At 35.8% G+C, this 20,820-nt stretch carries 20 protein-coding genes and 1 riboswitch; of the genes, 18 read left to right on the top strand and 2 right to left on the bottom strand.

Annotated elements, in window-relative coordinates; all coding sequences use genetic code 11:
• Together LJE08_RS06465 and LJE08_RS06460 are read right to left on the bottom strand one after the other, a co-directional pair.
• Positions 1-2,550, bottom strand: a complete 2,550-nt coding sequence (locus tag LJE08_RS06465) for a PD-(D/E)XK nuclease family protein (protein ID WP_227402744.1) — start codon at positions 2,548-2,550, stop codon at positions 1-3.
• A 105-nt stretch (positions 2,551-2,655) separates the two neighbouring features.
• Positions 2,656-4,026: an NAD(P)/FAD-dependent oxidoreductase gene (locus LJE08_RS06460; RefSeq protein ID WP_117926041.1), complete on the bottom strand. Its 1,371-nt coding sequence runs from the start codon at positions 4,024-4,026 to the stop codon at positions 2,656-2,658.
• A 6-nt stretch (positions 4,027-4,032) separates the two neighbouring features.
• Positions 4,033-4,130: riboswitch (purine riboswitch) on the bottom strand.
• An 83-nt stretch (positions 4,131-4,213) separates the two neighbouring features.
• Between LJE08_RS06460 and LJE08_RS06455 the strand changes: the two genes are divergently transcribed.
• The 18 genes from LJE08_RS06455 (at position 4,214) to LJE08_RS06370 (ending at position 20,548) form a co-directional block, all read left to right on the top strand.
• The gene (locus LJE08_RS06455) at positions 4,214-5,098 is read left to right on the top strand and encodes a YitT family protein (protein WP_117926043.1); all 885 of its coding nucleotides are present in this window, start codon (positions 4,214-4,216) and stop codon (positions 5,096-5,098) included.
• Positions 5,082-5,606, top strand: a complete 525-nt coding sequence (rnmV, locus tag LJE08_RS06450; RefSeq protein WP_217256023.1) for a ribonuclease M5 — start codon at positions 5,082-5,084, stop codon at positions 5,604-5,606. Before LJE08_RS06455 ends, rnmV begins: the two co-directional genes overlap by 17 nt.
• Positions 5,603-6,472, top strand: coding sequence for a 16S rRNA (adenine(1518)-N(6)/adenine(1519)-N(6))-dimethyltransferase RsmA (rsmA, locus tag LJE08_RS06445; RefSeq protein WP_186999068.1), 870 nt, complete (start codon positions 5,603-5,605; stop codon positions 6,470-6,472). The genes rnmV and rsmA overlap by 4 nt, the downstream gene beginning before the upstream one ends.
• Entirely contained in the window at positions 6,444-7,277 is an 834-nt protein-coding gene (gene ispE, locus LJE08_RS06440) for a 4-(cytidine 5'-diphospho)-2-C-methyl-D-erythritol kinase (protein ID WP_117926049.1), read from the top strand. Before rsmA ends, ispE begins: the two co-directional genes overlap by 29 nt.
• Before the next feature lies 1 nt (position 7,278).
• A complete protein-coding gene (locus LJE08_RS06435) occupies positions 7,279-7,485 on the top strand; it encodes a DUF1146 domain-containing protein (protein WP_117571749.1) in 207 nt (68 codons plus the stop codon).
• A complete protein-coding gene (locus tag LJE08_RS06430) occupies positions 7,472-8,410 on the top strand; it encodes a rod shape-determining protein (protein ID WP_227402743.1) in 939 nt (312 codons plus the stop codon). Before LJE08_RS06435 ends, LJE08_RS06430 begins: the two co-directional genes overlap by 14 nt.
• A complete protein-coding gene (locus tag LJE08_RS06425) occupies positions 8,407-9,474 on the top strand; it encodes an MraY family glycosyltransferase (RefSeq protein ID WP_227402742.1) in 1,068 nt (355 codons plus the stop codon). Before LJE08_RS06430 ends, LJE08_RS06425 begins: the two co-directional genes overlap by 4 nt.
• Before the next feature lie 49 nt (positions 9,475-9,523).
• Positions 9,524-10,072, top strand: coding sequence for a hypothetical protein (locus LJE08_RS06420; protein WP_117926053.1), 549 nt, complete (start codon positions 9,524-9,526; stop codon positions 10,070-10,072).
• A gap of 7 nt (positions 10,073-10,079) precedes the next feature.
• The gene (tilS, locus tag LJE08_RS06415) at positions 10,080-11,264 is read left to right on the top strand and encodes a tRNA lysidine(34) synthetase TilS (RefSeq protein WP_186999066.1); all 1,185 of its coding nucleotides are present in this window, start codon (positions 10,080-10,082) and stop codon (positions 11,262-11,264) included.
• A 46-nt stretch (positions 11,265-11,310) separates the two neighbouring features.
• Positions 11,311-11,853 carry a hypoxanthine phosphoribosyltransferase gene (hpt, locus tag LJE08_RS06410; RefSeq protein ID WP_186999065.1) on the top strand — a complete coding sequence of 181 codons (543 nt, stop codon included), beginning with the start codon at positions 11,311-11,313 and terminating at the stop codon, positions 11,851-11,853.
• Between the two features lie 10 nt (positions 11,854-11,863).
• Positions 11,864-13,819: an ATP-dependent zinc metalloprotease FtsH gene (gene ftsH / locus LJE08_RS06405; protein WP_217256022.1), complete on the top strand. Its 1,956-nt coding sequence runs from the start codon at positions 11,864-11,866 to the stop codon at positions 13,817-13,819.
• Positions 13,820-13,919: 100 nt separating this feature from the next.
• Positions 13,920-14,804 (top strand): Hsp33 family molecular chaperone HslO, encoded by an 885-nt coding sequence (gene hslO, locus LJE08_RS06400; protein WP_117926569.1) that lies wholly within the window; start codon positions 13,920-13,922, stop codon positions 14,802-14,804.
• Positions 14,797-15,762 (top strand): tRNA dihydrouridine synthase DusB, encoded by a 966-nt coding sequence (gene dusB, locus LJE08_RS06395; protein WP_117926570.1) that lies wholly within the window; start codon positions 14,797-14,799, stop codon positions 15,760-15,762. The genes hslO and dusB overlap by 8 nt, the downstream gene beginning before the upstream one ends.
• 105 nt (positions 15,763-15,867) lie before the next feature.
• Positions 15,868-17,694, top strand: coding sequence for a 1,4-alpha-glucan branching protein GlgB (gene glgB / locus LJE08_RS06390; RefSeq protein WP_227402741.1), 1,827 nt, complete (start codon positions 15,868-15,870; stop codon positions 17,692-17,694).
• 78 nt (positions 17,695-17,772) lie between these two features.
• Positions 17,773-18,144 carry a hypothetical protein gene (locus LJE08_RS06385; RefSeq protein WP_117926572.1) on the top strand — a complete coding sequence of 124 codons (372 nt, stop codon included), beginning with the start codon at positions 17,773-17,775 and terminating at the stop codon, positions 18,142-18,144.
• 49 nt (positions 18,145-18,193) lie between these two features.
• The gene (locus LJE08_RS06380; protein WP_255466308.1) at positions 18,194-19,042 is read left to right on the top strand and encodes a transketolase; all 849 of its coding nucleotides are present in this window, start codon (positions 18,194-18,196) and stop codon (positions 19,040-19,042) included.
• Positions 19,042-19,956, top strand: coding sequence for a transketolase family protein (locus LJE08_RS06375; protein WP_117571758.1), 915 nt, complete (start codon positions 19,042-19,044; stop codon positions 19,954-19,956). Before LJE08_RS06380 ends, LJE08_RS06375 begins: the two co-directional genes overlap by 1 nt.
• 1 nt (position 19,957) lies before the next feature.
• Positions 19,958-20,548, top strand: coding sequence for a class I SAM-dependent methyltransferase (locus LJE08_RS06370; RefSeq protein ID WP_227402740.1), 591 nt, complete (start codon positions 19,958-19,960; stop codon positions 20,546-20,548).
• The last annotated feature ends 272 nt before the right edge of the window (positions 20,549-20,820 follow it).

Below are 20,820 nucleotides of genomic sequence, written 5' to 3'. Positions count from 1 at the left end.
TTATTCTTCCTCCTTTTCTACACGAAGCATTGGTTCAACTTCATTCGCTGAATTTCGACAAATAGATCTGTAAGCACAGAATTTACATGCATCTTGGACGTGATTAGGTAGAGCTTGTCCACTTTTAATGTCCTTTAAAAGACTGTCAACGACTTGAGTCCATTCCTCTTTGATGGTTTCTAAACTTGGATTGGCTCTTTTTACAGGCATGTATCGTTTTATGTCATCACAATAAATGCTCGCATCACTAAAGTGCCATCCATTTAATCTTCGATTGACTTTAAATGTATCCGCAATATCTTTTTCATCGTTCACAGTGAGTTCAGGTATTTTTTTGCGATAATTTAATTTTCCATAAGTGAGTGTTTCTGGGGTTGTCCTTAGTGCAATATAGAAACATCCTACAGGGATTAAACCGGATTCTTTTTCGTAAGCTAACGTATATGTGGCTAACTGCAAAGATAATCCTTTTTCATAGTCATCGATTTTAATATCTTTATCACTTGATTTATAGTCAAAGATACAAAAAGATGTGTTTGAACTGTCGATTCGATCAATATAGCCATATAAATCAATGGTATATTCATTCCATGGGTAGGAATAAGAGAACTTATGTTCTTGTTTATCCATGTTCATGTGCCAGTTGGATTCAAAATTATGTAGTTGTTCAAAAATCAACATAAGTTTTTCTGTGATTTCTTCAATTTGAGAATCAAACCATGGAATTTGTTGTAAAAGCACTTCTTTTGCGAAGGAAAATTCATTTTCAACATAGTGATGAATTTCTTCTTTGGATAAAGAAGTATATTCTTGTCTATCTTTAGAAATCACTTCTAGAACATGATGTAATATGCTTCCACGAATTCGAATGTCTGTGATGTCTTCTTTTTCTTTTAAATATAAGCCGTATTTTAGTGCATGAAAAAAAGGACATCTTGCATAAGATTCGAGTCTTGAAATAGATCCTTTAAAATGATCATCCTTAAAGAATATGGATTTAGCTGTTGTTTCATTTAAATCGATAGTTGGGGTAGTCCAATTAAAAGAATCGGGCGTAGTAATAAATTCAGCTTTTTGTTGGAGCCAATTTTCTATGTCGGAACTTGGTTCATAATTTTTTCCTTGATAATCACTTTGTGGATAGAATACATAAAGAATTTCACACAAAGACAAACAGTCAAAGATTTGTGACTGCTGGTTTTGAATGCGTGTTTCAAGATTTGGTAAATCCGTGTTTTGTACATAGGCCTCATCAAAGATTCCAGTATGTAACTTTAAAGCAGGAAATGCACTGGCATTTGTGCCAGTTAAAAAGACGATAGGTCTTAAATTTGTGATGTCTTGCCTAGATCCAATGAATACCCCTTCAATGGAATTGGCTTTCTGATTGGCAGAAAGATTTTGGATTTGGTGAATCAAGATGTTTAAATCATTCGCATTATGAATGTGTGTATGCACATCTTGGATAAGTGACATGACATCGTTGAAGGCATTCAAATCTTCTTTTGTGACTTGTTCATGTAGATTTTGAATGTGTTTGGCCATCTTGATAAAATCGTATGCATCAAATAAGAAGGCATGATCGTGTATCCATTCTAAAGTGTCTTGTTCTAATTTTTGGTAGGATGCGAATTGGTAGGAATCAATGATTTCATTATCTTTGTATGGAAGTGTAGTTAAGAAAGGTTCAAATTTTAAAAATTGTTCAGGGAACAATGTGTAATACTGCAAGAGATAATTGTCATTTGGATATAAGGTTTGAACTACATTTAAAAAACTTTTTAAATCCATATCTTTAGCCCATGTTAAATAATGGATCCACTCGTTATATATAGATGTAGTATGAACTTCTTGTATAGTTGTGAATGGAATCTTATGTGCTGTAAGAATCTGGGTTAAAACATTGATGTCACTTGGGTTGTTTAGGGCAATGAAAATATCATCGGCTGAATAGTCATTTTCAATAATAAGATTTGCGATGACTTCCATTTGTTTGCGTGCGTTGGCAACACTGTAGTAGTGTGTTGTTAATAGTTGCTTATCGCCGAGCCATTTTGCGCCATGATCAATCAACACTTGAATCCAGTAACTGTCTAATTGAGAGTATTCTTTTTTTAGGATATAGATGTTTTCTAAATCTGGTAAACTTGAAAGGACATCTTGCGTTTGGTCTTCTTTGAGTTGAATTGGATACAGAAGATTTAAGATTTCGTGTAAATCTTTTTCTTTTTGGGTTGAACAAGGAAAATCATGAATCTGATAGGTTTTTGCCATTTTTATAAAGTCTAGACAGGCATTTAAAAAGTCATAGTCTTCTTTACTGGAATAGAAGGCATTGGAAAGAGAGATATTCTTTAAAGCGTCTTTGTATAAATAAAGAATTTCAATGTCAGATTTATTTTGTCCATGATAAAAAGAAGATAGCCAGCTAGACAAGGTTAAAACTTGTATGCCAAGGCAATCTTTTTTTTGTTTTAAAATTTCTTTGTATAAAGCTAGATGTAGGGTAGCCGGAGCTAATATTGTACTGTTGTCTGGAATTTGTATCATAAAATTATCACCTAGATTATTATACCATCATTATTATTAACTCGAGAGTTATTAACTGTGCAGTTAATGAAAAAAAGTGGATCATTTGATCCACTTTGTGTTGTATTATAGATTTTCTGTAATGTGTCTTGCAACATATACACCAGATGCACTGGCATGACTTAATGAGTGTGTTACACCTGAACAGTCTCCGATAACGAATAGTCCTTTGTGTTTTGTTTCTAAGTTTTTATCTACTTTTACTTGCATGTTGTAGAATTTAACTTCAACACCATATAGTAATGTGTCATCACTAGCTGTTGATGGACATACTTTATCAAGCGCATAGATCATTTCAATAATGTCATCTAATTGACGTTTAGGGATAACTAGAGACAAGTCTCCTGGTGTAGCCTTCAATGTAGGAGTTACGAATCCTTGTGCAATACGACTTGGAGTTGAACGTTGTCCACGAATCAGATCACCAAAGCGTTGAACGATAACGCCACCACCTAACATGTTTGATAGGCGGGCAATACTTTCACCATATTGGTTACTTTGTGAGAAGGGTTCTGTGAAATGATTTGATACTAATAAGGCAAAGTTTGTGTTGTTTGTGAAACGAGCTGGATCTTCATAGCTGTGACCATTTACAGTGATGATTCCGTTTGTGTTTTCGTTTACGACAACACCTCTAGGGTTCATACAGAATGTACGAACGCGGTCTTGATATTTCTTTGAACGATATACGATTTTAGATTCATACAATGAGTCTGTTAATTCTGAGAATGTATCGGCATTTAGTTCAACACGAACACCGATGTCTACACGATCACTCTTTGTTTCAATGCCTAAGTTTGAGCATACAGATTCCATCCATTTACTTCCTGAACGGCCTGTAGAAATAATACATTGTGTAGATGTATATGTTTCATCCCCACAAACGACTTCATATCCATCTTCGATTTTGTTTACCATATCAATATGTTTAAAGAAATGGAATTCGGCTTTGTCTTTTAATTCATTGTACAAGTTTTCAAGTACTACATAGTTAATGTCAGTTCCTAAGTGACGAACTTTCGCTTTTAATAAGTGAAGATCATTTTGAAGACATTTTTTGGCGATAGCAGCATCTGAGTTTGCATATAGACGAGTTTTTTCACCGCCCATCTTGCAGTTGATTTCATCCACATATTCCATTAAATCGATAGCTTCTTGTTCACCTACATATTCGTATAGGTTTCCACCAAATTCATTTGTGATATTGTATTTTCCATCACTGAAGGCACCAGCTCCACCAAAACCGTTCATGATGGCACATGATTTACAGTGGATACATGATTTGATGTTCTTTCCGTCAATTGGACATTTTCTTTTGTTTAATGGTGCTCCTGCTTCAAAAACACCAATTTTTAATTCAGGTTTACTCTTTAATAATTCGTAGGCTGAGAAAATTCCTCCAGGCCCAGCACCAATAATAATGATATCGTATTGCATTTTATTTTCCTCCTGTTTGAAGGCTATAGTCTACTGTTTTCGGTAGTAGGTATGAACGTTCAACCATATCATGAACTTATATAACCCGGACTATTATACGGATAAAGTGAATTGTTTGCAAGCGATATTTTTGAAAACGAAACATAAAAAAAATGATATAATCATGTAGGCTAGAAGAGGTATGCATATGAGCAAGAATAAAATACATGATTTAATAATGATTATACTTGGAAACTTTGTGGTCGCATGTTCAGTTTCCTTTTTTATACTTCCTAATAATATATTAACAGGTGGTGTAGCTGGTGTGGCTGTCGCATTACATCCAGTTCTTCCGATTGATACAGTTTTGATGATTGATGGTTTAACAATTGGATTATTTATATTGGGAGCTCTTTTATTAGGAAAGCAGTTTGCGATGAAATCTGTGATTTCTACAATTGTATATCCGGTTTTCGTAACAGGTTTATCACAGGTTGCCACAATGTTTCCTAAAGATACATTTGTGATGCCAGCTTATGTGGCCACAATCTATGCCGGAGTTCTTGTGGGGATTGGTTTAGGTTTAGTGTTTAGAGTTAATTCAAGTACGGGTGGTATGGATATCTTAGCTTTGATTCTACATAAATACTTGAAGATTCCTGAAGGAACCAGTGTAATGATCGTAGATGGCTTAACAGTTTTATTGGGTGTGGTTACACATGGTTTAACACCAGCATTGATTGGTATTATGTCTGTGTTTGTTTGTGGTGTCGCAATTGATAAAACAGTAATGCTAGGCATGCAATCCGCAAAAAATGTTATGATTATATCGACAGAGTGGAAGCAGATTCGTCGTATTTTATTAGAGACAGTGGATCGTGGTGTAACGATTCTAGATGGAAGTGGTGGCTATACACAAGCGCCTAAGCCAGTGTTGATGTGTGTTATTAAGCAGAAACAATATCCATTATTAGAGTCAAGTGTTTTAGCGATTGATCCAAAAGCGTTTATTATTGTGAATGATGTGCATCAGGTACATGGTGCTGGTTTTACATCAAAACATGTGGTGGAGACAGATGAAGCAGCATATTAAAGAAATTATTGTCGTTGAAGGAAAAAATGATACAAACACGTTGCAGTCTTTTTTTGATTGTGACACGATTGAAACGGGTGGAGACCAGGTCAACGAGAAAACGATTGAGCGTGTTAGACAGGCCCAAAAGACAAGAGGCGTGATTATTTTTACAGATCCAGATACGCCAGGAGAACATATACGTAGATTGATTGGTGGTAGTGTGCCAGGATGTAAACATGCGTTTATTAATAAAGAAAAAGCGAAAACACCTAAAAAAGTCGGTGTAGAGCATGCAAGTAAAGAAGATTTATGGGATGCCCTATGTCATTGTGTAACGTTTGAGAATAAAGAAGAAGTATTGAGTTGGCAAGACTTTATTGATTTAGGCTTAGTTGGAAACAAGGATTTGCGCTTTCAAGTTTGTGAAGATTTTCATATTGGTCCTTGTAATGCGAAAACATGTTTCAAGCGTTTAAATCAGATGAATGTGACAAAAGAAGAGATAGAAGAAAGGAGTCTTTCATGAGACAGGCGATTGCGACAGTAAAAAAGACAAAAGAGATTCAAGAAAAGTATAAGGTTTTCACAAAGAAAAGCTTTGGACAGAATTTTATTATTGAACCGGGTATTGTTGAAAAGATTGCCAATGCAGCAATTCAATCAAGAGATGAATTGGTTTTTGAGATTGGTCCTGGAATTGGGGCTTTAACACAGTTTTTATGTGAAAAAAGTAATCAGGTTGTAGCTTTTGAGATTGATGAAAGATTGCCGGTTGTAATAGAGAATGAGATTGGTTTTGATCATTTACAGATAGTATTAGAAGACATCTTAAAGGTGGATATTGATGAAAAGATTCGTGAATTTAGAAAGCCTGGTCAAAAGGTGGTTTTCGCGTCGAATCTTCCTTACTACATCACGACGCCGATCTTATTTAAATTGTTCGAGGCAAATGAGGAGATTGAAAGAATTACGGTTATGATGCAAAAAGAAGTGGGAGAACGTTTCTTGGCACACGAAAATGATAAGGAATACAATGCGTTGAGCGTCATTACGCAATATCGTTGTGATGTGAAAAAAGTCATGGATGTATCAAGAAGAGTATTTTGGCCAAGTCCCAATGTAGATTCGATGGTCATTCAGTTTTCTTTCCATCACAAGTATCATTTAGAAGATGAGACTTATTTCTTCGATTTGGTAAAAGCTTGTTTTACACAAAGAAGAAAAACTATTTATAATAACTTTCAGAATTTTGTGAAAGATAAGGCTCTGGCAAAAGAATTGTTAGAAAAAGTAAATATTGATCCTAGTACGCGTGCACAACAGTGTACGTTAGACGATTTTATTCGATTATATGAGGTGACCTATGAAAGTACAGGCAAGGGCAAAAATTAATCTAGCATTAGATGTCGTAGAAAGAATGGATAATGGGTATCATTCTTTAGACATGATCATGGTACCTATTTCAATTTATGATGAGATTGAGATAGAAAAAAATGATTTTGATGTAGTTGAATGTGAAGGTATGAAATTACCAGAGAACAATACGGTTTCAAAGATGATTCAAGTTTTAAAGGATACCTATCACTTAGATTCTTGTTTCAAAGTATCTATCAAGAAGCACATTCCAGCTCAGGCAGGTCTTGGTGGCGGAAGTGCGGATGCAGCTGCTGTATGTAAGGCGGTTTTAAAGATGGAAGGTATTGAGGAAACGGAAGAAAATCTTTATGAAATCACAAAACAAGTGGGGGCGGATGTTCCTTTTTGTATTCATGATAAGTGGGCTCGGGTAAAGGGTATTGGAGAAAAAATCACGCCGATTGAAAGTGCTTGGAAATTTGATATTGTGGTTGTAAAGCCAGATTTTGGAATTTCCACCGCGAATGCATTTTCTAAATGGAAAGAGTCTCGTCCTTTTCATCCGGATGTAGATTTAGTAGAGTCGAGTATTCGAGAAGAGAACATGGATCTTTTATATCAGACAATGGCAAATTCATTGGAGCCAATCGCTTTTGAGATTGAGCCTGAATTAGAACAAGTGAAAATGGATATGGAAGATGCAGGTTTAGTACGTATATTGATGTCTGGGTCTGGTTCAAGTATGTTGGGATTCAGTGTGGATGAAGAAGTGATTTTAAGTGCATGTGAGCAATTGAAGGAAAAGTATGATTTTGTTCAAATTGTTCATGTAGGAGGCTAATATGGCAGCTTCTGTAATTTCTTATTTAGTATTCTTTGCGTGTTTTGGTTTAAGCTTTTATGCGATTTCAAGTATTCAGTTTGAAAAGGTGTGTAGTGTAAAAAATCCGAAGAAAGTGCAGATTTTAATGTTTCTTTTATCGCTTTGTCTTGCGTACATTTCAAGTCAGGCGATTTTACAATTAACAATCTATAATGGCTTTGCTTGATAAGTGGATTGCCCTGGATATGGGGGCGTATCTTGCACGGTTTTATGATTTTTCTACACAGAAACAAATTGTTTTAAAAACAATAATCGCAAAAAAAGGAAAAGAAACATTGGGTGTATCGGATCAGGCGCTTGCCTATTTATATAAGGATCTGGATACGATACAAATTCAATATCCTATATCACATGGTCAAATTCTTCATTCAATTGAACCTTTGGTTCAGAAGGGGTTAAACGAACTACATGCCTTTGATGGCTTATTAAGACCGAGTGTGCTTGTGAGTGTTCCTACGGAGTTGTCGCAAAGACAACGAGAACTTTGGCAGCAAATGTTTTTGGATTGTGGCGTACGTAAGGTTGAATTTATTTCAAACTTAAATGCTTTACAAGAAGAAGGTTCTTGTTTTTTAGTGCATAGTGGACATTCTTATACGGAAATTCATGTGTGTGCTTATGGTAAGATGCTTGTGTCAAAGACAATTTATTATGCGGGAGCACAGATTGATGAGCAGATACAAAGGATTGTTTACAACAAGACGGGTTGTTTTGTCACAAAAATGGATGCGGCGCATTTGAAGGAAATGGCAAGTCTAGCTTTTTGGCAACAAAAAAACAATTTATTGTTGTGTTATGCATTTGATTCAAGACAGATTCTTCATCATATTCAAATTGAGTCAAGTATGTTGTGGCCGGCCTTCGAGATGGTTTCAGCACAGATTTCATTATGGGTAAAACATTGTTTTGATGGCCTTCCTGCTTCTTTACAAGAACATTTTTTGATGCATGGAATTGAATTGAGTGGAGGATTGGCGGATTGTTTTGGGCCGTCACAATTCATTTCTAAGAACATATCTTGTCCAGTTCTTTGTACAAAACGAGGACAATACGATATGATAGATGCATTAAAGGGGGTAAAGTCAGCGTGATTGATTATAAAATGATTTTATTACCATTCTTGATTTCAGTGATTCTAACACCGTTGGTGAAGCAATATTCTATTTATTGTGGGGCCTATGCCAAAGAAAATAAGCGTACGGTCCATCATGGAAAGATTTCGCGTATTGGTGGTGTAGCGATTTATTTGGCATTCATTATAACGATGGCTATCTTTGTGAAGGCTGATCGTCAGATCAAAGGTTTGGTTATTGGAAGCAGTATTATGTTTTTTACTGGTTTAATTGATGATTTAATCGATATTAAGCCACTGGTTAAACTAACATTGGAAGTTATTGCGGCTATGGTTTTGATTTATTTTGGGGTTTCAGTAGATATTATTCGTTTGCCTTTGGGCATTCAAATTGATACAGGTATTATTTCGTTTATTTTTACGATTATTTGGGTGGCCGGTATCACAAATGCAGTAAACCTGATTGATGGTTTGGATGGCCTTGCCGGAGGTATGAGTGTTATTGTGCTTGTGGTCATTGGTTCTATCGCTATCATCGAAAGACGTTCGGATTTATTAAGCATTGCCTTTATCTTAGCTTTTGGAACATTGGGTTTCTTAGTTTATAATGCGCATCCAGCTAGTATCTTTATGGGAGATTGTGGATCGTTGTTTTTGGGGTTCATGATTTCGGCAATTTCATTGCTTGGATTTAAATCGAGTACGATTTTGACGTTGGCATTGCCTATCTTATTGTTGATGCTGCCAATTATTGATACGTTATCCGCTATTTTGAGACGTACTTTAAAGGGTATGAAATTTATGGAGGCGGACAAGAGTCATATTCATCACTTGTTGATGCGCCAATTTGGACATCGTAATACTGTAATTATCATGTGTGGTTTAACAGCGCTTTTTGGATTGAGTGCTTTTGCGTATATGATCAATCGAAATATCGGCTTTTTAGTTATGGTCATTATATTGTTGGCGGTAGAGATCTTTATTGAGAAATCGGCAATGATTAGTGAGAAATTTCATCCTTTAATTGGTTTGTGGCATCGTATTCAAAGAAAATCGCGAAAAATATTCAAAAAAGTAGGCTAAAATGCCTACTTTTAATATTGTTTTCACATCGGTTTGTTAGAATGGGGTTATGGAACCGAATGAATGGCAAAAGTACAAAAACAAGAAGTCGACGGAGTACACACAGAAAATAACGTCGCAGGCTAGAATTGCTGAAGAACAACTGTTAGAGGGTTTAAATGAAAGTGAGGTTTATGATTATATGCTTTCTAAACTGAATTTTTGTCAGAGGAAACAAATGTATTCGAGTTTAGAGGCTAAGGTGTATGTGAAAGTTGGTGACATATGCTTTACAGATTTTGGATTGGCCTATCTAAGTGAGGTTGGCTATCAGCATTTTGGTTTAGTGTTGGCAATGAAGAATGGGAAAATATTTGTAGTACCTATGAGTGGGAATAGTAGTGCGTATCATAGGGCGTATGATCCTGTATCCCATATGGGAAAGCGTCATTTGATGCGTTTACCAGAAATTGAGGGATTAAATAAGTCGAGTGTCTTATTTTTAAATGATGCGAAATGGATCAATTCGGCGCGTGTGATTGATGTGAAGGCGCATATTGACCCGAATTCTCACTTGTTTGATAAAATAAAAAAATGTGTTATGCAAATGATGCTATAATAAGAACATGTCAAAATGTGTAGTAGCCTGTTCAGGTGGACCTGACAGCATGGCTTTATTAGATCAATTGAATAAACAAGGCAAGGACATTGTCGTTGCACATGTGAATTATAAACATCGCGATACGGCAGATAGGGATGAGAAAATAGTGAAGGAATATTGTAAAAAATATGATATTCCTGTTCGAGTTTTATATCCGGTGTATGAGAAAGGAAATTTTCAGGCATGGGCAAGAGATGTTCGTTATGCCTTTTTTGAAGAAGTGGCAGATGAATTTGATACGAAATTATTATATGTAGCACATCAGATGGATGATGTGATTGAGACGTATTTGTTTCAGAAAAATCGAAATATGATTTGTGACTGGTATGGATTAAAAGAAAAGAGTGTAAGGCAGGGATACCAAATTGTTCGACCTTTACTTAATTTCACAAAGAGTGAATTGCAACAATACTGCAATGATAATGGTGTTTCTTTTGGGATTGATGAATCGAATTTAACCAATCACTATACGCGTAATGTGATTCGTCATACACAAATTGAGAAGATGGATCGTAATGAAAAGGAAGAATGGATTTTAAAGATTCAAAATGAGAATGATTTTTGGCAAATAAAAAGAGCAGGCATAGAAGATTTTTTAAAGAATTGGAATGGGGATGTAGATTCTTTATTGAATCAAGAAGATGCCTGGCTCTATTTAGATGCTTTCTTATTTCAGGCTTTGAGCCATCATTTCTCTAGGAAATACACGGAAGAGTTGTGTGTCCAATTAAAGGGAAATGTGCTGATTGAAATAGAGAATCATTTATTGGAAAGGCATAATGAAAAGTTGTATTTAATGCCAAAACCACAGAATGTGTATTGTACATTGGATGAATTGGAGTATAAAGATTATAAAGAATTCTCTATTATGAATCAGGGGCAAACAATTGAGTCTTTTAGTGTGGAGGCATCTGACTTTCCTTTGGTGGTGCGTCATGTTAAAGTGAATGACGTAATTTCAATGCGTTTTGGAAATAAGAATGTGCATCGTTTCTTTGTGGATCGAAAAATCTGCAAGATATACCGAAAATATTGGCTGGTTGTGGAAAATAATGCAGGAAAAGTTATTTTCGTACCAGGCCTTGGATGTGATGTAGAACATTATTCACAAAATCAACAGTTCTATTTTAAAATGAATGGTCTAGATTAAATGTTTATGTTACAATGTTTAAGTAACTTAAGGAGAAAAACACCATATGATAGCTCAAGATATTGAAAAAATTTTATTAAGTGAAGAAGAAATCGAAAACCGTTGTGTAGAACTAGCACATCAAATAGAAGAAGATTATAAAGAATCTGGAGAAACTCCAATCGTAGTTGGATTGTTAAAGGGAAGCGTTCCTTTTATGGCTGAATTGATCAAGCGTTTTGAATTTCCATGTGAAATTGATTTTATGTCCGTTAGTTCATACGATGGAACAGAATCTATTGGAGATGTTCGTATTTTAAAGGATATGGATTTATCTTGTAAGAATCGTTCTATTTTAGTTGTAGAAGATATTATTGATACAGGTAGAACTTTAGTTGAAGTAAAGAAAATGTTTAAGAATAAAGGTTGTCTAGATGTTCGTTGTGTAACATTGTTAGATAAACCAAGCCGTCGTGTTTGTGAAATTGAGGCGGATTACGTTGGTTTTGAGGTGCCAAACGAATTTGTGGTTGGATACGGATTGGATTACAACCAGAAATATCGTAACTTACCATTTGTTGGTGTTTTAAAACCTGAAATTTATCAGTAGGAGGAAGATTATGAAGAAGTGGTTAAATTATTTACCAACCATCTTCATTTTATCAATTGTATTATCATTAGTTTTTTATAGTTCACAGGGCAGTACTGTACAAATGAATTATACACAATTTGAGAAAATTGTAGATGAAGTTGACTTTAAGAAGAGTTCTATGACAATTAGTTCCACTGTTATTCAGTTGGAAGGTACTTATGAACAGAACTCAAAGACAGTTGGATACAAGGTTATTGTTCCAAGAACAGAAAAGAATATTGAGAAGTTGGAAAAGGATTTGCAACGTAATGGTGGAAAGCTAACAGTAGAAGATCCAAACCAAGGAAGTGTATGGATTTCTATTCTTTCTCAAATCATTCCATTCTTGATTATTGCGGTATTCTTCTACTTCATGTTTTCTAAAATGGGTGGTGGAGGCAATAATAAAGCCTTTGAATTCGCAAAATCAAAAGCTCGTGTTGAATCGAATGTAAAAGTTCGTTTTAAAGATGTTGCGGGTTGTGAAGAAGAAAAAGAAGAAGTAAAAGAAATTATCGATTACTTGCGTTCGCCAAAGAAATTTACAGATATGGGAGCACATATTCCTAAGGGAATCTTGATGGTTGGTCCTCCAGGAACTGGTAAGACTTTATTGGCAAAAGCCGTAGCTGGAGAAGCCAATGTTCCATTCTTCTCGATTTCAGGTTCTGACTTTGTTGAAATGTTTGTCGGAACAGGTGCGAGTCGTGTTCGTGACATGTTTAAAACAGCACAAAAGAGTGCGCCATGTATTATTTTTATTGATGAAATCGATGCCGTTGGACGTCAGCGTGGAGCTGGTATGGGTGGCGGAAACGATGAGCGTGAACAAACATTGAACCAATTATTGGTTGAAATGGATGGTATGACAGATAATGCTGGAATCGTTGTTATTGCGGCTACAAACCGTCCAGACGTATTGGACCCTGCTTTACTTCGTAGTGGTCGTTTCGATCGTCGCGTTACGGTTAGCTTGCCAGATATTAAGGGCCGTGAAGCTATTTTACAGGTACATGCTCGTAACAAGAAATTGGCGAATGATGTTTCACTTGCAAACCTGGCAAAACGTACGCCTGGATTCTCTGGTGCAGATTTAGCTAATGTATTGAATGAAGGTGCCATTTTAGCGGTTCGTAAAAATGAGTCTAAGGTTACAATGACGGATTTAGATGAAGCTATTGACCGTGTTATGATGGGACCTGCGAAAAAGAGCAAAAAATATACAGAAAAAGATAAAATTCTTGTGGCTTACCATGAAGCGGGACATGCCGTTATTGGTTTAAAACTTGAAGATGCAGATATGGTTCAGAAAGTTACAATTATTCCTCGTGGAGATGCGGGTGGATATAACTTGATGACACCTCGTGAAGAGAAATACTTCCATAGAAAATCTGAATTTATTGCGCAGATCACTGGTTTACTTGGTGGTCGTACAGCTGAAGAGATCCAATTTGGTGAAATCAGTGCGGGTGCTGTAAATGATATTGAAAAATTAACAGAAATTGCCAAAAATATGGTTCGTGTATATGGTATGTCTAGTTTAGGGCCTATCCAATATGCGGATCCTCAAGGAAATGTCTTCTTAGGAAGAGATTATACAAAGGGTAGTGATTATTCTGCAGGTGTAGCAGCTGAAATTGATAAAGAAGTTCGTGCGATTGTTGATGAGTGCCATGAAAATTGCCGTAAGATCTTAACTGAAAACAAAGATTTGTTGGATTTGATTGCGAACAATTTGTATGAACATGAAACATTAACAAATGAAGAAATCACCAATTTAATGAATTATGGACAATTAACAGATCCAAATATTGAAACAAATGCAGAAGAGGAAAAAGTAGAACAAGAAGTAGTTCAAGTTCCAGAGATTCCGGAGACTCCAGCTGGTGTTGATCAAAAGGATTTGGATGATGCGTTCAATGAATTAACTAAGAAAAAAGATTAATTACACATTAAAGCCATCGATTGATGGCTTTTAGTTTGGCTTGAAATGGATACAAGAATTCAGTAGAATGTTGCTAGTGAATTTTATTGTGGAGGATATTATGAAAGATCAACTATTAAAAGCTCTTGTTTTAAATGAGCATGTTCGTTTATATATTGTGCGCACAACTGACTTAGTACAGGAAGCGCAAGATCGTTTTGATTTACATCCATGTGCTTGTGCAGCTTTAGGAAGAACTTTATCTGTAGCAAGTATGATGGGTGCTATGTTGAAATCAGAAGAAGAAATGTTGTCAATCACAATCAATGGACACGGTCCAATTGGTTCTATTGTGGTAGATGCATATGCGAATGGAAATGTTCGTGGGTTTGTTTCAAATCCACATGTAGAGGATGTTTTGATTCGCCCAGGAAAATTAAATGTAGGAGCTGTTGTCGGCACAGATGGAACTTTAACAGTTACTAAAGATTTAAGTATGGAAGAAAACTTTTCTGGTTCGGTTGAGTTACAGAGTGGTGAAATTGGGGATGATTTCGCCTATTACTTTACTTTGTCTGAACAAACACCAACAGCTGTATCATGTGGAGTTTTAATAGGAACAGATGGTCGTGTTGCCAGTGCAGGTGCTATGATTCTACAAATGCTTCCAGATGCAACAGAAACAGATATTTCTATTTGTGAACACGTACTTGAAGGATTGAAACCAATGAGTACTTTAATTCAAGAATATGATGATTCAAGTTTAGAAGATTTGGCAAATGACATGTTTGAAGATGCGAAGATTTTAACGACACAACCAGTGGCTTATGATTGTCCTTGTTCAAAGGTACGTATGGCTAGAGCTTTGGGAACTATAAAAAAATCAGATGTTTTAGAGATGGCTGATAAAGAGCATGGTTGTGAAATCACATGTAATTTCTGTAATGAAACATATCATTTCACAGAAGAAGAATTAAGAGCGATTGCGAGTAAGATGCATGATTAAGATTGGAAATGTAGAAATCGAAAATCCGGTTGTGATTGCACCAATGGCAGGTATTAGTAATATCGCATTTCGTAGAATTGCGAAACGCTTTGGAGCTGGTTTAGTTTGTAATGAAATGGTAAGTGATAAAGCTTTATACTATGATTCATTGAAGACGAAACAAATGTGTGCCATCGATGAAAATGAACATCCTGTATCTTTCCAGTTGTTTGGTCATGACATTGATACGGTTGTGTATGCAGCTAAATATTTGGATACGCAAACAGATTGTGACATTATTGACTTTAATATGGGGTGTCCCGTAAACAAGGTTATCAAAGCACAGGCAGGAAGCTTTTTAATGAAGGATATTGATTATGCCAAAGAACTTGTATCGAATATTGTACAAAATGTAAATAAGCCAGTAACTGTAAAGATGCGTTTAGGTTTTGATACGTATCATATTAATTGTGTTGAAATGGCGAAGGCTATGGAAAGTGTGGGCGTTAGTGCTGTTGCGGTGCATGGTCGTACGCGTAATCAGATGTATGAAGGAAAAGCAGACTGGTCTTATATTAAGCAAGTAAAAGATGCGGTATCTATTCCTGTTATCGGGAATGGGGATGTCCGCAGTGTAGAAGATTTTCACCGTATGATGAATGAAACAGGTTGTGATGCGGTTATGCTAGGTCGAGGAATTGTAGGTAATCCATTCTTGATTCAAGAATGTGTGGATTCAATTACAGGACAGAAACATGAATTTTCAATGGAAGATCGTATTGAAATTTGTGTGGATCATGCCAAAGGATTAGCTGATACAAAAGGTGAAAAAGTAGCTATTCGTGAAATGCGAGGTTTGGCTAGCTGGTATTTAAAGGGACTTCCTAGTTCAAGGATCTTTAAAAACGAGATGTCACAAATGAACACATTAGAAGATTTAGAAAATATATTACGTCAATTTATGGTGGTGCAGCGTTAGTTGCATCTTTTTTTTGATAATTGGTAAGCGTTTTCAAAGTGTGAAGAATATACTTTAAGTTTCTTGTGTTCCGGTATAAAATATATATACGGAGGTTATATCGATATGGATCAAAGAAAGACAAAAGCCTTTTTTGAAGGGCGTGACATACATGCTTATAATATTTTTGGTGCACACCTAGAAGCTAATGGGGTTCGCTTTAGAGTGTATGCTCCAAACGCAAAGAATATTTCAGTTATTGGTACATTTAATAATTGGGATGATCAAGCGAGTAAAATGAAAAAAGATAAACGTGGGATTTGGGAATGTTTTGTAGAAGGTGCAAAGGATAAGGATTCGTATAAATATCGTGTGTGGCAGGCAAATGGTGAATTGGTAGACAAAATGGATCCATATGCTTTTTATAGTGAATTAAGACCAAATACGGCAAGTATTGTATCAGATTTAAGTTATGATGGATGGACTGACAAAGAATGGCTGAATCAAAGAAATAAGGGTTTTGATTCTCCTGTAAATATTTATGAAATGCATGTTGGTTCATGGAGAAAAGATGATGAAAGCGAAGAGTTTGTACAGTATCATGAAATAGAAAAGGAATTGATTGAACATTGTAAAAAACATCACTTTACACATGTTGAAGTCATGCCGCTATGTGAATACCCGTTTGATGGTTCTTGGGGTTATCAATGTACGGGATATTTTTCAAGTACTTCTCGTTATGGAACAAATCATGAATTAATGCACTTTGTGAATGCACTTCACGAAGCTGGAATTGGTGTTATCATGGATTTTGTACCTGTGCACTTTGTAAAGGATAATTACGCGTTAGGAATGTTTGATGGTACGCCTTTATATGAATATTCAAAACCGGAAGATGCGAATAGTGAATGGGGAACGGCTAACTTCAACTTATGGAAAGAAGAAGTTCGCTCATTCTTGATGTCTGCAGCCAATTTCTGGGTAGATGTTTATCATGTGGATGGTTTAAGAATGGATGCGATCAGTAATGCGATTTTCTGGCATGGAAACAAGAATAATGGTGTGAATGAAGGTGCATGTGATTTCATGAAACGTATGAATCACTTGTTGAATGAGGCACATCAAGGAAAAATCATGTTGATTGCAGAAGATTCAAGCGATTTCCCTAATGTCACAAAGCCAAGTTATGCGGGTGGTTTAGGATTTGACTATAAGTGGGATCTAGGTTGGATGAATGATACATTATCTTATTTAAAAAGAGATCCAATCTATCGTAAGTGGCATCACCATGACGTTACTTTCTCGATGGCTTATTTCTATTCAGAAAGATTTATCTTACCATTTAGTCATGATGAAGTTGTGCATGGTAAGGCAACCATTGTAGATAAGATGTGGGGAAGCTATGAAGATAAGTTTGCCCAGGCAAGAGCATTATATGTATATATGTTTACGCATCCTGGAAAGAAATTGAATTTCATGGGTAATGAAATTGGTCAATTGCGTGAATGGGATGAACAAAAGAGCTGTGACTGGTTCTTGTTGGATTATCCAATGCACGATACATTTGAACATTTATGCGAAGATTTAGGTAAGATTTACACAGAAAATGATGCATTCTTTGATCAAGATTATGATCCAAGTCGTTTCTGTTGGATTGACGCAGATAATGTAGGACAAAATACGTTCTCATTTATTCGTAGAGGTTCAAAGAAAGATTTCGTTATTATTATGAATTTCTCAACAAATCCATATGATCACCAACAGTTTGGTGTTCCTTGCAAAGGTAAATATAAAGAAATTTTGAATACAGAGTGGGATAAATACAACGGAAACTTAAAAGGTCATGCACCTCAAGAGGTGCAGGCAATGCGTCTTACAAGACATAATCAGCCATATATGATCGAAGTAAATGTTCCTAGTTTTGGTGCCATGATTTATGAAGTTGAAAAGTGAGATTGATTTCTCACTTTTTTTGATGAAACTTCTTTTTTTTTACGTATAAGAGAGTGTAGAAAAAAGGAGAACAAAAAAATGGAAAAATTAGATGTAGAATTTGAACTGTTTCGTAAGCGAGTGTACAACTTGGAGATTCGTAGCTTTTATTTACTTTTATTGAATCGGGGGTGCGACATAAAGACTTTAAGAGCTTTATTTTCGGATGTGGATGAAAAACTCGCCTTAAAGATGGATGGTATGTTTTACCGTGCTCAATCGGATCGAGTGCAAGAAGTGTTAGAGAAAGTAATCAAACAAGAAAAGACAAATGCGAGGATGGATTGTTTTGAGAAGTTATTTGAAAAAGGGATAGACATATTTGAAGCGTTGGAATTGATTGGGATTAGTCAAAATGACATAGAATTGATCAATGATGCAGCTTATGTGTGGCAATATAAGCATTTGTGAAATAATTGACTTTTTGTAGGGGGTGTATTGTGACAAAAAGTTTGTTATAATGTATGCGCAAAAAGGAGATAGCGTAAATATTATGGAAAACAAGGAACTTGCATTGCACGCAAAAAATATTCGTAGAAATATTGTGAAAGAAGTGTATAGTGCCCAAAGTGGACACCCGGGTGGAAGTTTAGGTGCAACTGACATTTTAACAGAGTTATACTTTGAAGAAATGGATATTAATGAGGAAAACTTAAATACATTGAATCGTGATCGTTTTGTATTAAGTAAGGGACATGCAAGTCCAGCTTTATATGCAGTACTTGCTGAAAAGGGATTCCTTCCTGAAGAAGAATTGACAACTTTCAGAGCTATCAATTCACGTTTACAAGGACACCCTAACATGAATTATGTAGAAGGTGTAGATATGTCTACAGGATCTTTAGGACAAGGTATTTCTTGCGCTGTAGGTATGGCATTAGCCAATAAATTAGATGAAAACGATTACCGTATTTATACTGTACTTGGAGATGGTGAATGCCAAGAAGGACAAGTATGGGAAGCTACAATGTCGGCGGCTCACTATAAATTAGATAATTTATGTATTATTGTTGACAATAATAACCTTCAAATTGATGGTCATGTAGATGAAGTTATGAGTGTGTATCCTTTGGATAAAAAATTCGAAGCTTTCAATTGCCACGTAATTAATGTAGATGGTCATGATTATGATCAATTGCGTGCTGCATTAAAAGAAGCTCGTGAAACAAAAGGAATGCCAACTGTAATTGTTGCGAAGACAATTAAAGGAAAAGGTGTTTCATTTATGGAAGATCAACAGGGATGGCATGGAGTAGCACCAAATGAAGAACAATACCATGCTGCAATGAAAGAATTGGAGGCAGAATAATGGCAAAAGTAGCTACACGTGTCGCTTATGGTGATGCTTTAAAAGAATTAATGGTTGAAAATAAAAATGTCGTTGTATTAGATGCTGATTTAGCGGGTAGTACAAAGAGTGGAGAAGCTAAAAAAGTAGACCCTTCTCGTCACTTTGACATGGGAATTGCCGAAGGAAATATGATGAGTGTTGCGGCTGGTCTTGCGGCTAGTGGAAAGATTGCGTATGCTTCTACCTTCGCAATGTTTGCGACTGGACGTGGATTCGAACAAATTCGTAACAGTATCGGATATCCACAATTAAACGTTAAAATCTGTGCATCTCATGCAGGAATTAGTGTTGGAGAAGATGGTGCAAGTCACCAATGTATTGAAGATGTTAGTTTAATGCGTGGTATTCCAGGTATGAAAGTTATCGTTCCATGTGACTATAATGAAGCTAAACAAGCATGTAAGGCTGTAGCTGAAATTGATGGGCCTTGCTACGTTCGTTTAGGTCGTAGTGGTGTTGAAAGTGTAAATGGCGATGACTATAAATTTGAACTAGGAAAAGGTGTTGTCCTTCAAAAAGGTGAAAAAGTAGCTTTAGTTGCGACTGGATTAATGGTTCAAGAAGCATTAGAGGCTGCTAAGAAAATGGAAACAGCTCCAACTGTAGTGAATATCCATACAATTAAACCAATTGATAAAGAATTGATCATTGAACTAGCAAAAACTCATGATACTATCGTTACTTGTGAAGAACATTCAATTATTGGTGGTTTAGGAAGTGCTGTGGCAGAAGTTTTAGCTGAAGCAGGAACAGCATGTAAACTTGTTCGTGTCGGTGTTCAGGATGTATTTGGTGAAAGTGGAAAACCAGCTGAATTATTCGCAAAATACAAAATTGATGCAGATGCGATTGTAGAAGCTGCTACAAAGTAGTATGGCACACTATTTCACAAATGATATTGTAAAAGATGCACCAGAAGAAATTACGATACATTTTCGTGATTTTACATATAAGTTAAATTCGAATGCTGGAGTTTTCAGTAAAGATAAATTGGATGAAGGTACACGTATTCTTTTAGAAACGGTACTCGACAATGAAGCTGAACCAGAAAGCACATTAGATCTAGGTTGTGGAATTGGTCCGATTGCCTTGATTTTAATGGAGTATTGGAAGCATACCGCAATGACAATGATTGATGTAAATCAAAGAGCTTGTCAGCTCGCAGATTCAAACATGAAAAAATATCGTCGTAAGGCAAAGATATTATGTCAGTCAGGTGTGAATGAAGGCCAGTATGCCTGTATTCTTTTGAACCCACCGATTCGTACGGGAAAGGCAATGATTTATTCATTGTTTGATCAGTGCTTAGAACATTTAAAGGAAGATGGTCATTTCTGGATTGTAATGCGCAAGCAGCATGGTGCACAAAGTGCGATTCATTATTTACAAGAAAAAGGCTATGAAGTAGAAAAAATGGCTCGTGATAAAGGCTATTGGGTCATGAAAATATCAAAAGCAGGTTAACCCCAATGTCATTAAGTTAAGAAATGACGGTTTTGAGGGGAACACAAAAAATGTGCTCCTCTTTTTTTTATGGAAAATTTGAATTTTTTTGTTGACATACAGGTTGAAATATGTGGCCTATTATCATTTCTGATAATAGGCCAATTGTTTATAGGTATATGTTTTTGGAGGTACTTATGAACAATTATAAATCGTTAAAAAAGCAGTTAAAATTCTGCATCAAAACCATGAATGATTCTTCTTCACTATTTGTTGTTGATTCAAATAAGGAT

The sequence above is a fragment of the Holdemanella sp. DFI.5.55 genome, assembly GCF_020593575.1.
In the GTDB taxonomy this organism is placed as follows: Bacteria; Bacillota_I; Bacilli_A; order Erysipelotrichales; family Erysipelotrichaceae; genus Holdemanella; species Holdemanella hominis.
Note: the sequence above shows the minus strand (reverse complement) of the source record. Positions and strands in the feature narration are given on the sequence as shown.

Excerpts from the sequence above, each read along its gene's own strand:
- LJE08_RS06465 (WP_227402744.1), bottom strand. The coding sequence starts at position 2,550 with ATGATACAAATTCCAGACAACAGTACAATATTAGCTCCGGCTACCCTA.
- LJE08_RS06460 (WP_117926041.1), bottom strand. The coding sequence starts at position 4,026 with ATGCAATACGATATCATTATTATTGGTGCTGGGCCTGGAGGAATTTTC.
- LJE08_RS06455 (WP_117926043.1), top strand. The coding sequence starts at position 4,214 with ATGAGCAAGAATAAAATACATGATTTAATAATGATTATACTTGGAAAC.
- rnmV (WP_217256023.1), top strand. The coding sequence starts at position 5,082 with ATGAAGCAGCATATTAAAGAAATTATTGTCGTTGAAGGAAAAAATGAT.
- rsmA (WP_186999068.1), top strand. The coding sequence starts at position 5,603 with ATGAGACAGGCGATTGCGACAGTAAAAAAGACAAAAGAGATTCAAGAA.
- ispE (WP_117926049.1), top strand. The coding sequence starts at position 6,444 with ATGAAAGTACAGGCAAGGGCAAAAATTAATCTAGCATTAGATGTCGTA.
- LJE08_RS06435 (WP_117571749.1), top strand. The coding sequence starts at position 7,279 with ATGGCAGCTTCTGTAATTTCTTATTTAGTATTCTTTGCGTGTTTTGGT.
- LJE08_RS06430 (WP_227402743.1), top strand. The coding sequence starts at position 7,472 with ATGGCTTTGCTTGATAAGTGGATTGCCCTGGATATGGGGGCGTATCTT.
- LJE08_RS06420 (WP_117926053.1), top strand. The coding sequence starts at position 9,524 with ATGGAACCGAATGAATGGCAAAAGTACAAAAACAAGAAGTCGACGGAG.
- tilS (WP_186999066.1), top strand. The coding sequence starts at position 10,080 with ATGTCAAAATGTGTAGTAGCCTGTTCAGGTGGACCTGACAGCATGGCT.
- hpt (WP_186999065.1), top strand. The coding sequence starts at position 11,311 with ATGATAGCTCAAGATATTGAAAAAATTTTATTAAGTGAAGAAGAAATC.
- ftsH (WP_217256022.1), top strand. The coding sequence starts at position 11,864 with ATGAAGAAGTGGTTAAATTATTTACCAACCATCTTCATTTTATCAATT.
- hslO (WP_117926569.1), top strand. The coding sequence starts at position 13,920 with ATGAAAGATCAACTATTAAAAGCTCTTGTTTTAAATGAGCATGTTCGT.
- dusB (WP_117926570.1), top strand. The coding sequence starts at position 14,797 with ATGATTAAGATTGGAAATGTAGAAATCGAAAATCCGGTTGTGATTGCA.
- glgB (WP_227402741.1), top strand. The coding sequence starts at position 15,868 with ATGGATCAAAGAAAGACAAAAGCCTTTTTTGAAGGGCGTGACATACAT.
- LJE08_RS06385 (WP_117926572.1), top strand. The coding sequence starts at position 17,773 with ATGGAAAAATTAGATGTAGAATTTGAACTGTTTCGTAAGCGAGTGTAC.
- LJE08_RS06380 (WP_255466308.1), top strand. The coding sequence starts at position 18,194 with ATGTATGCGCAAAAAGGAGATAGCGTAAATATTATGGAAAACAAGGAA.
- LJE08_RS06375 (WP_117571758.1), top strand. The coding sequence starts at position 19,042 with ATGGCAAAAGTAGCTACACGTGTCGCTTATGGTGATGCTTTAAAAGAA.
- LJE08_RS06370 (WP_227402740.1), top strand. The coding sequence starts at position 19,958 with ATGGCACACTATTTCACAAATGATATTGTAAAAGATGCACCAGAAGAA.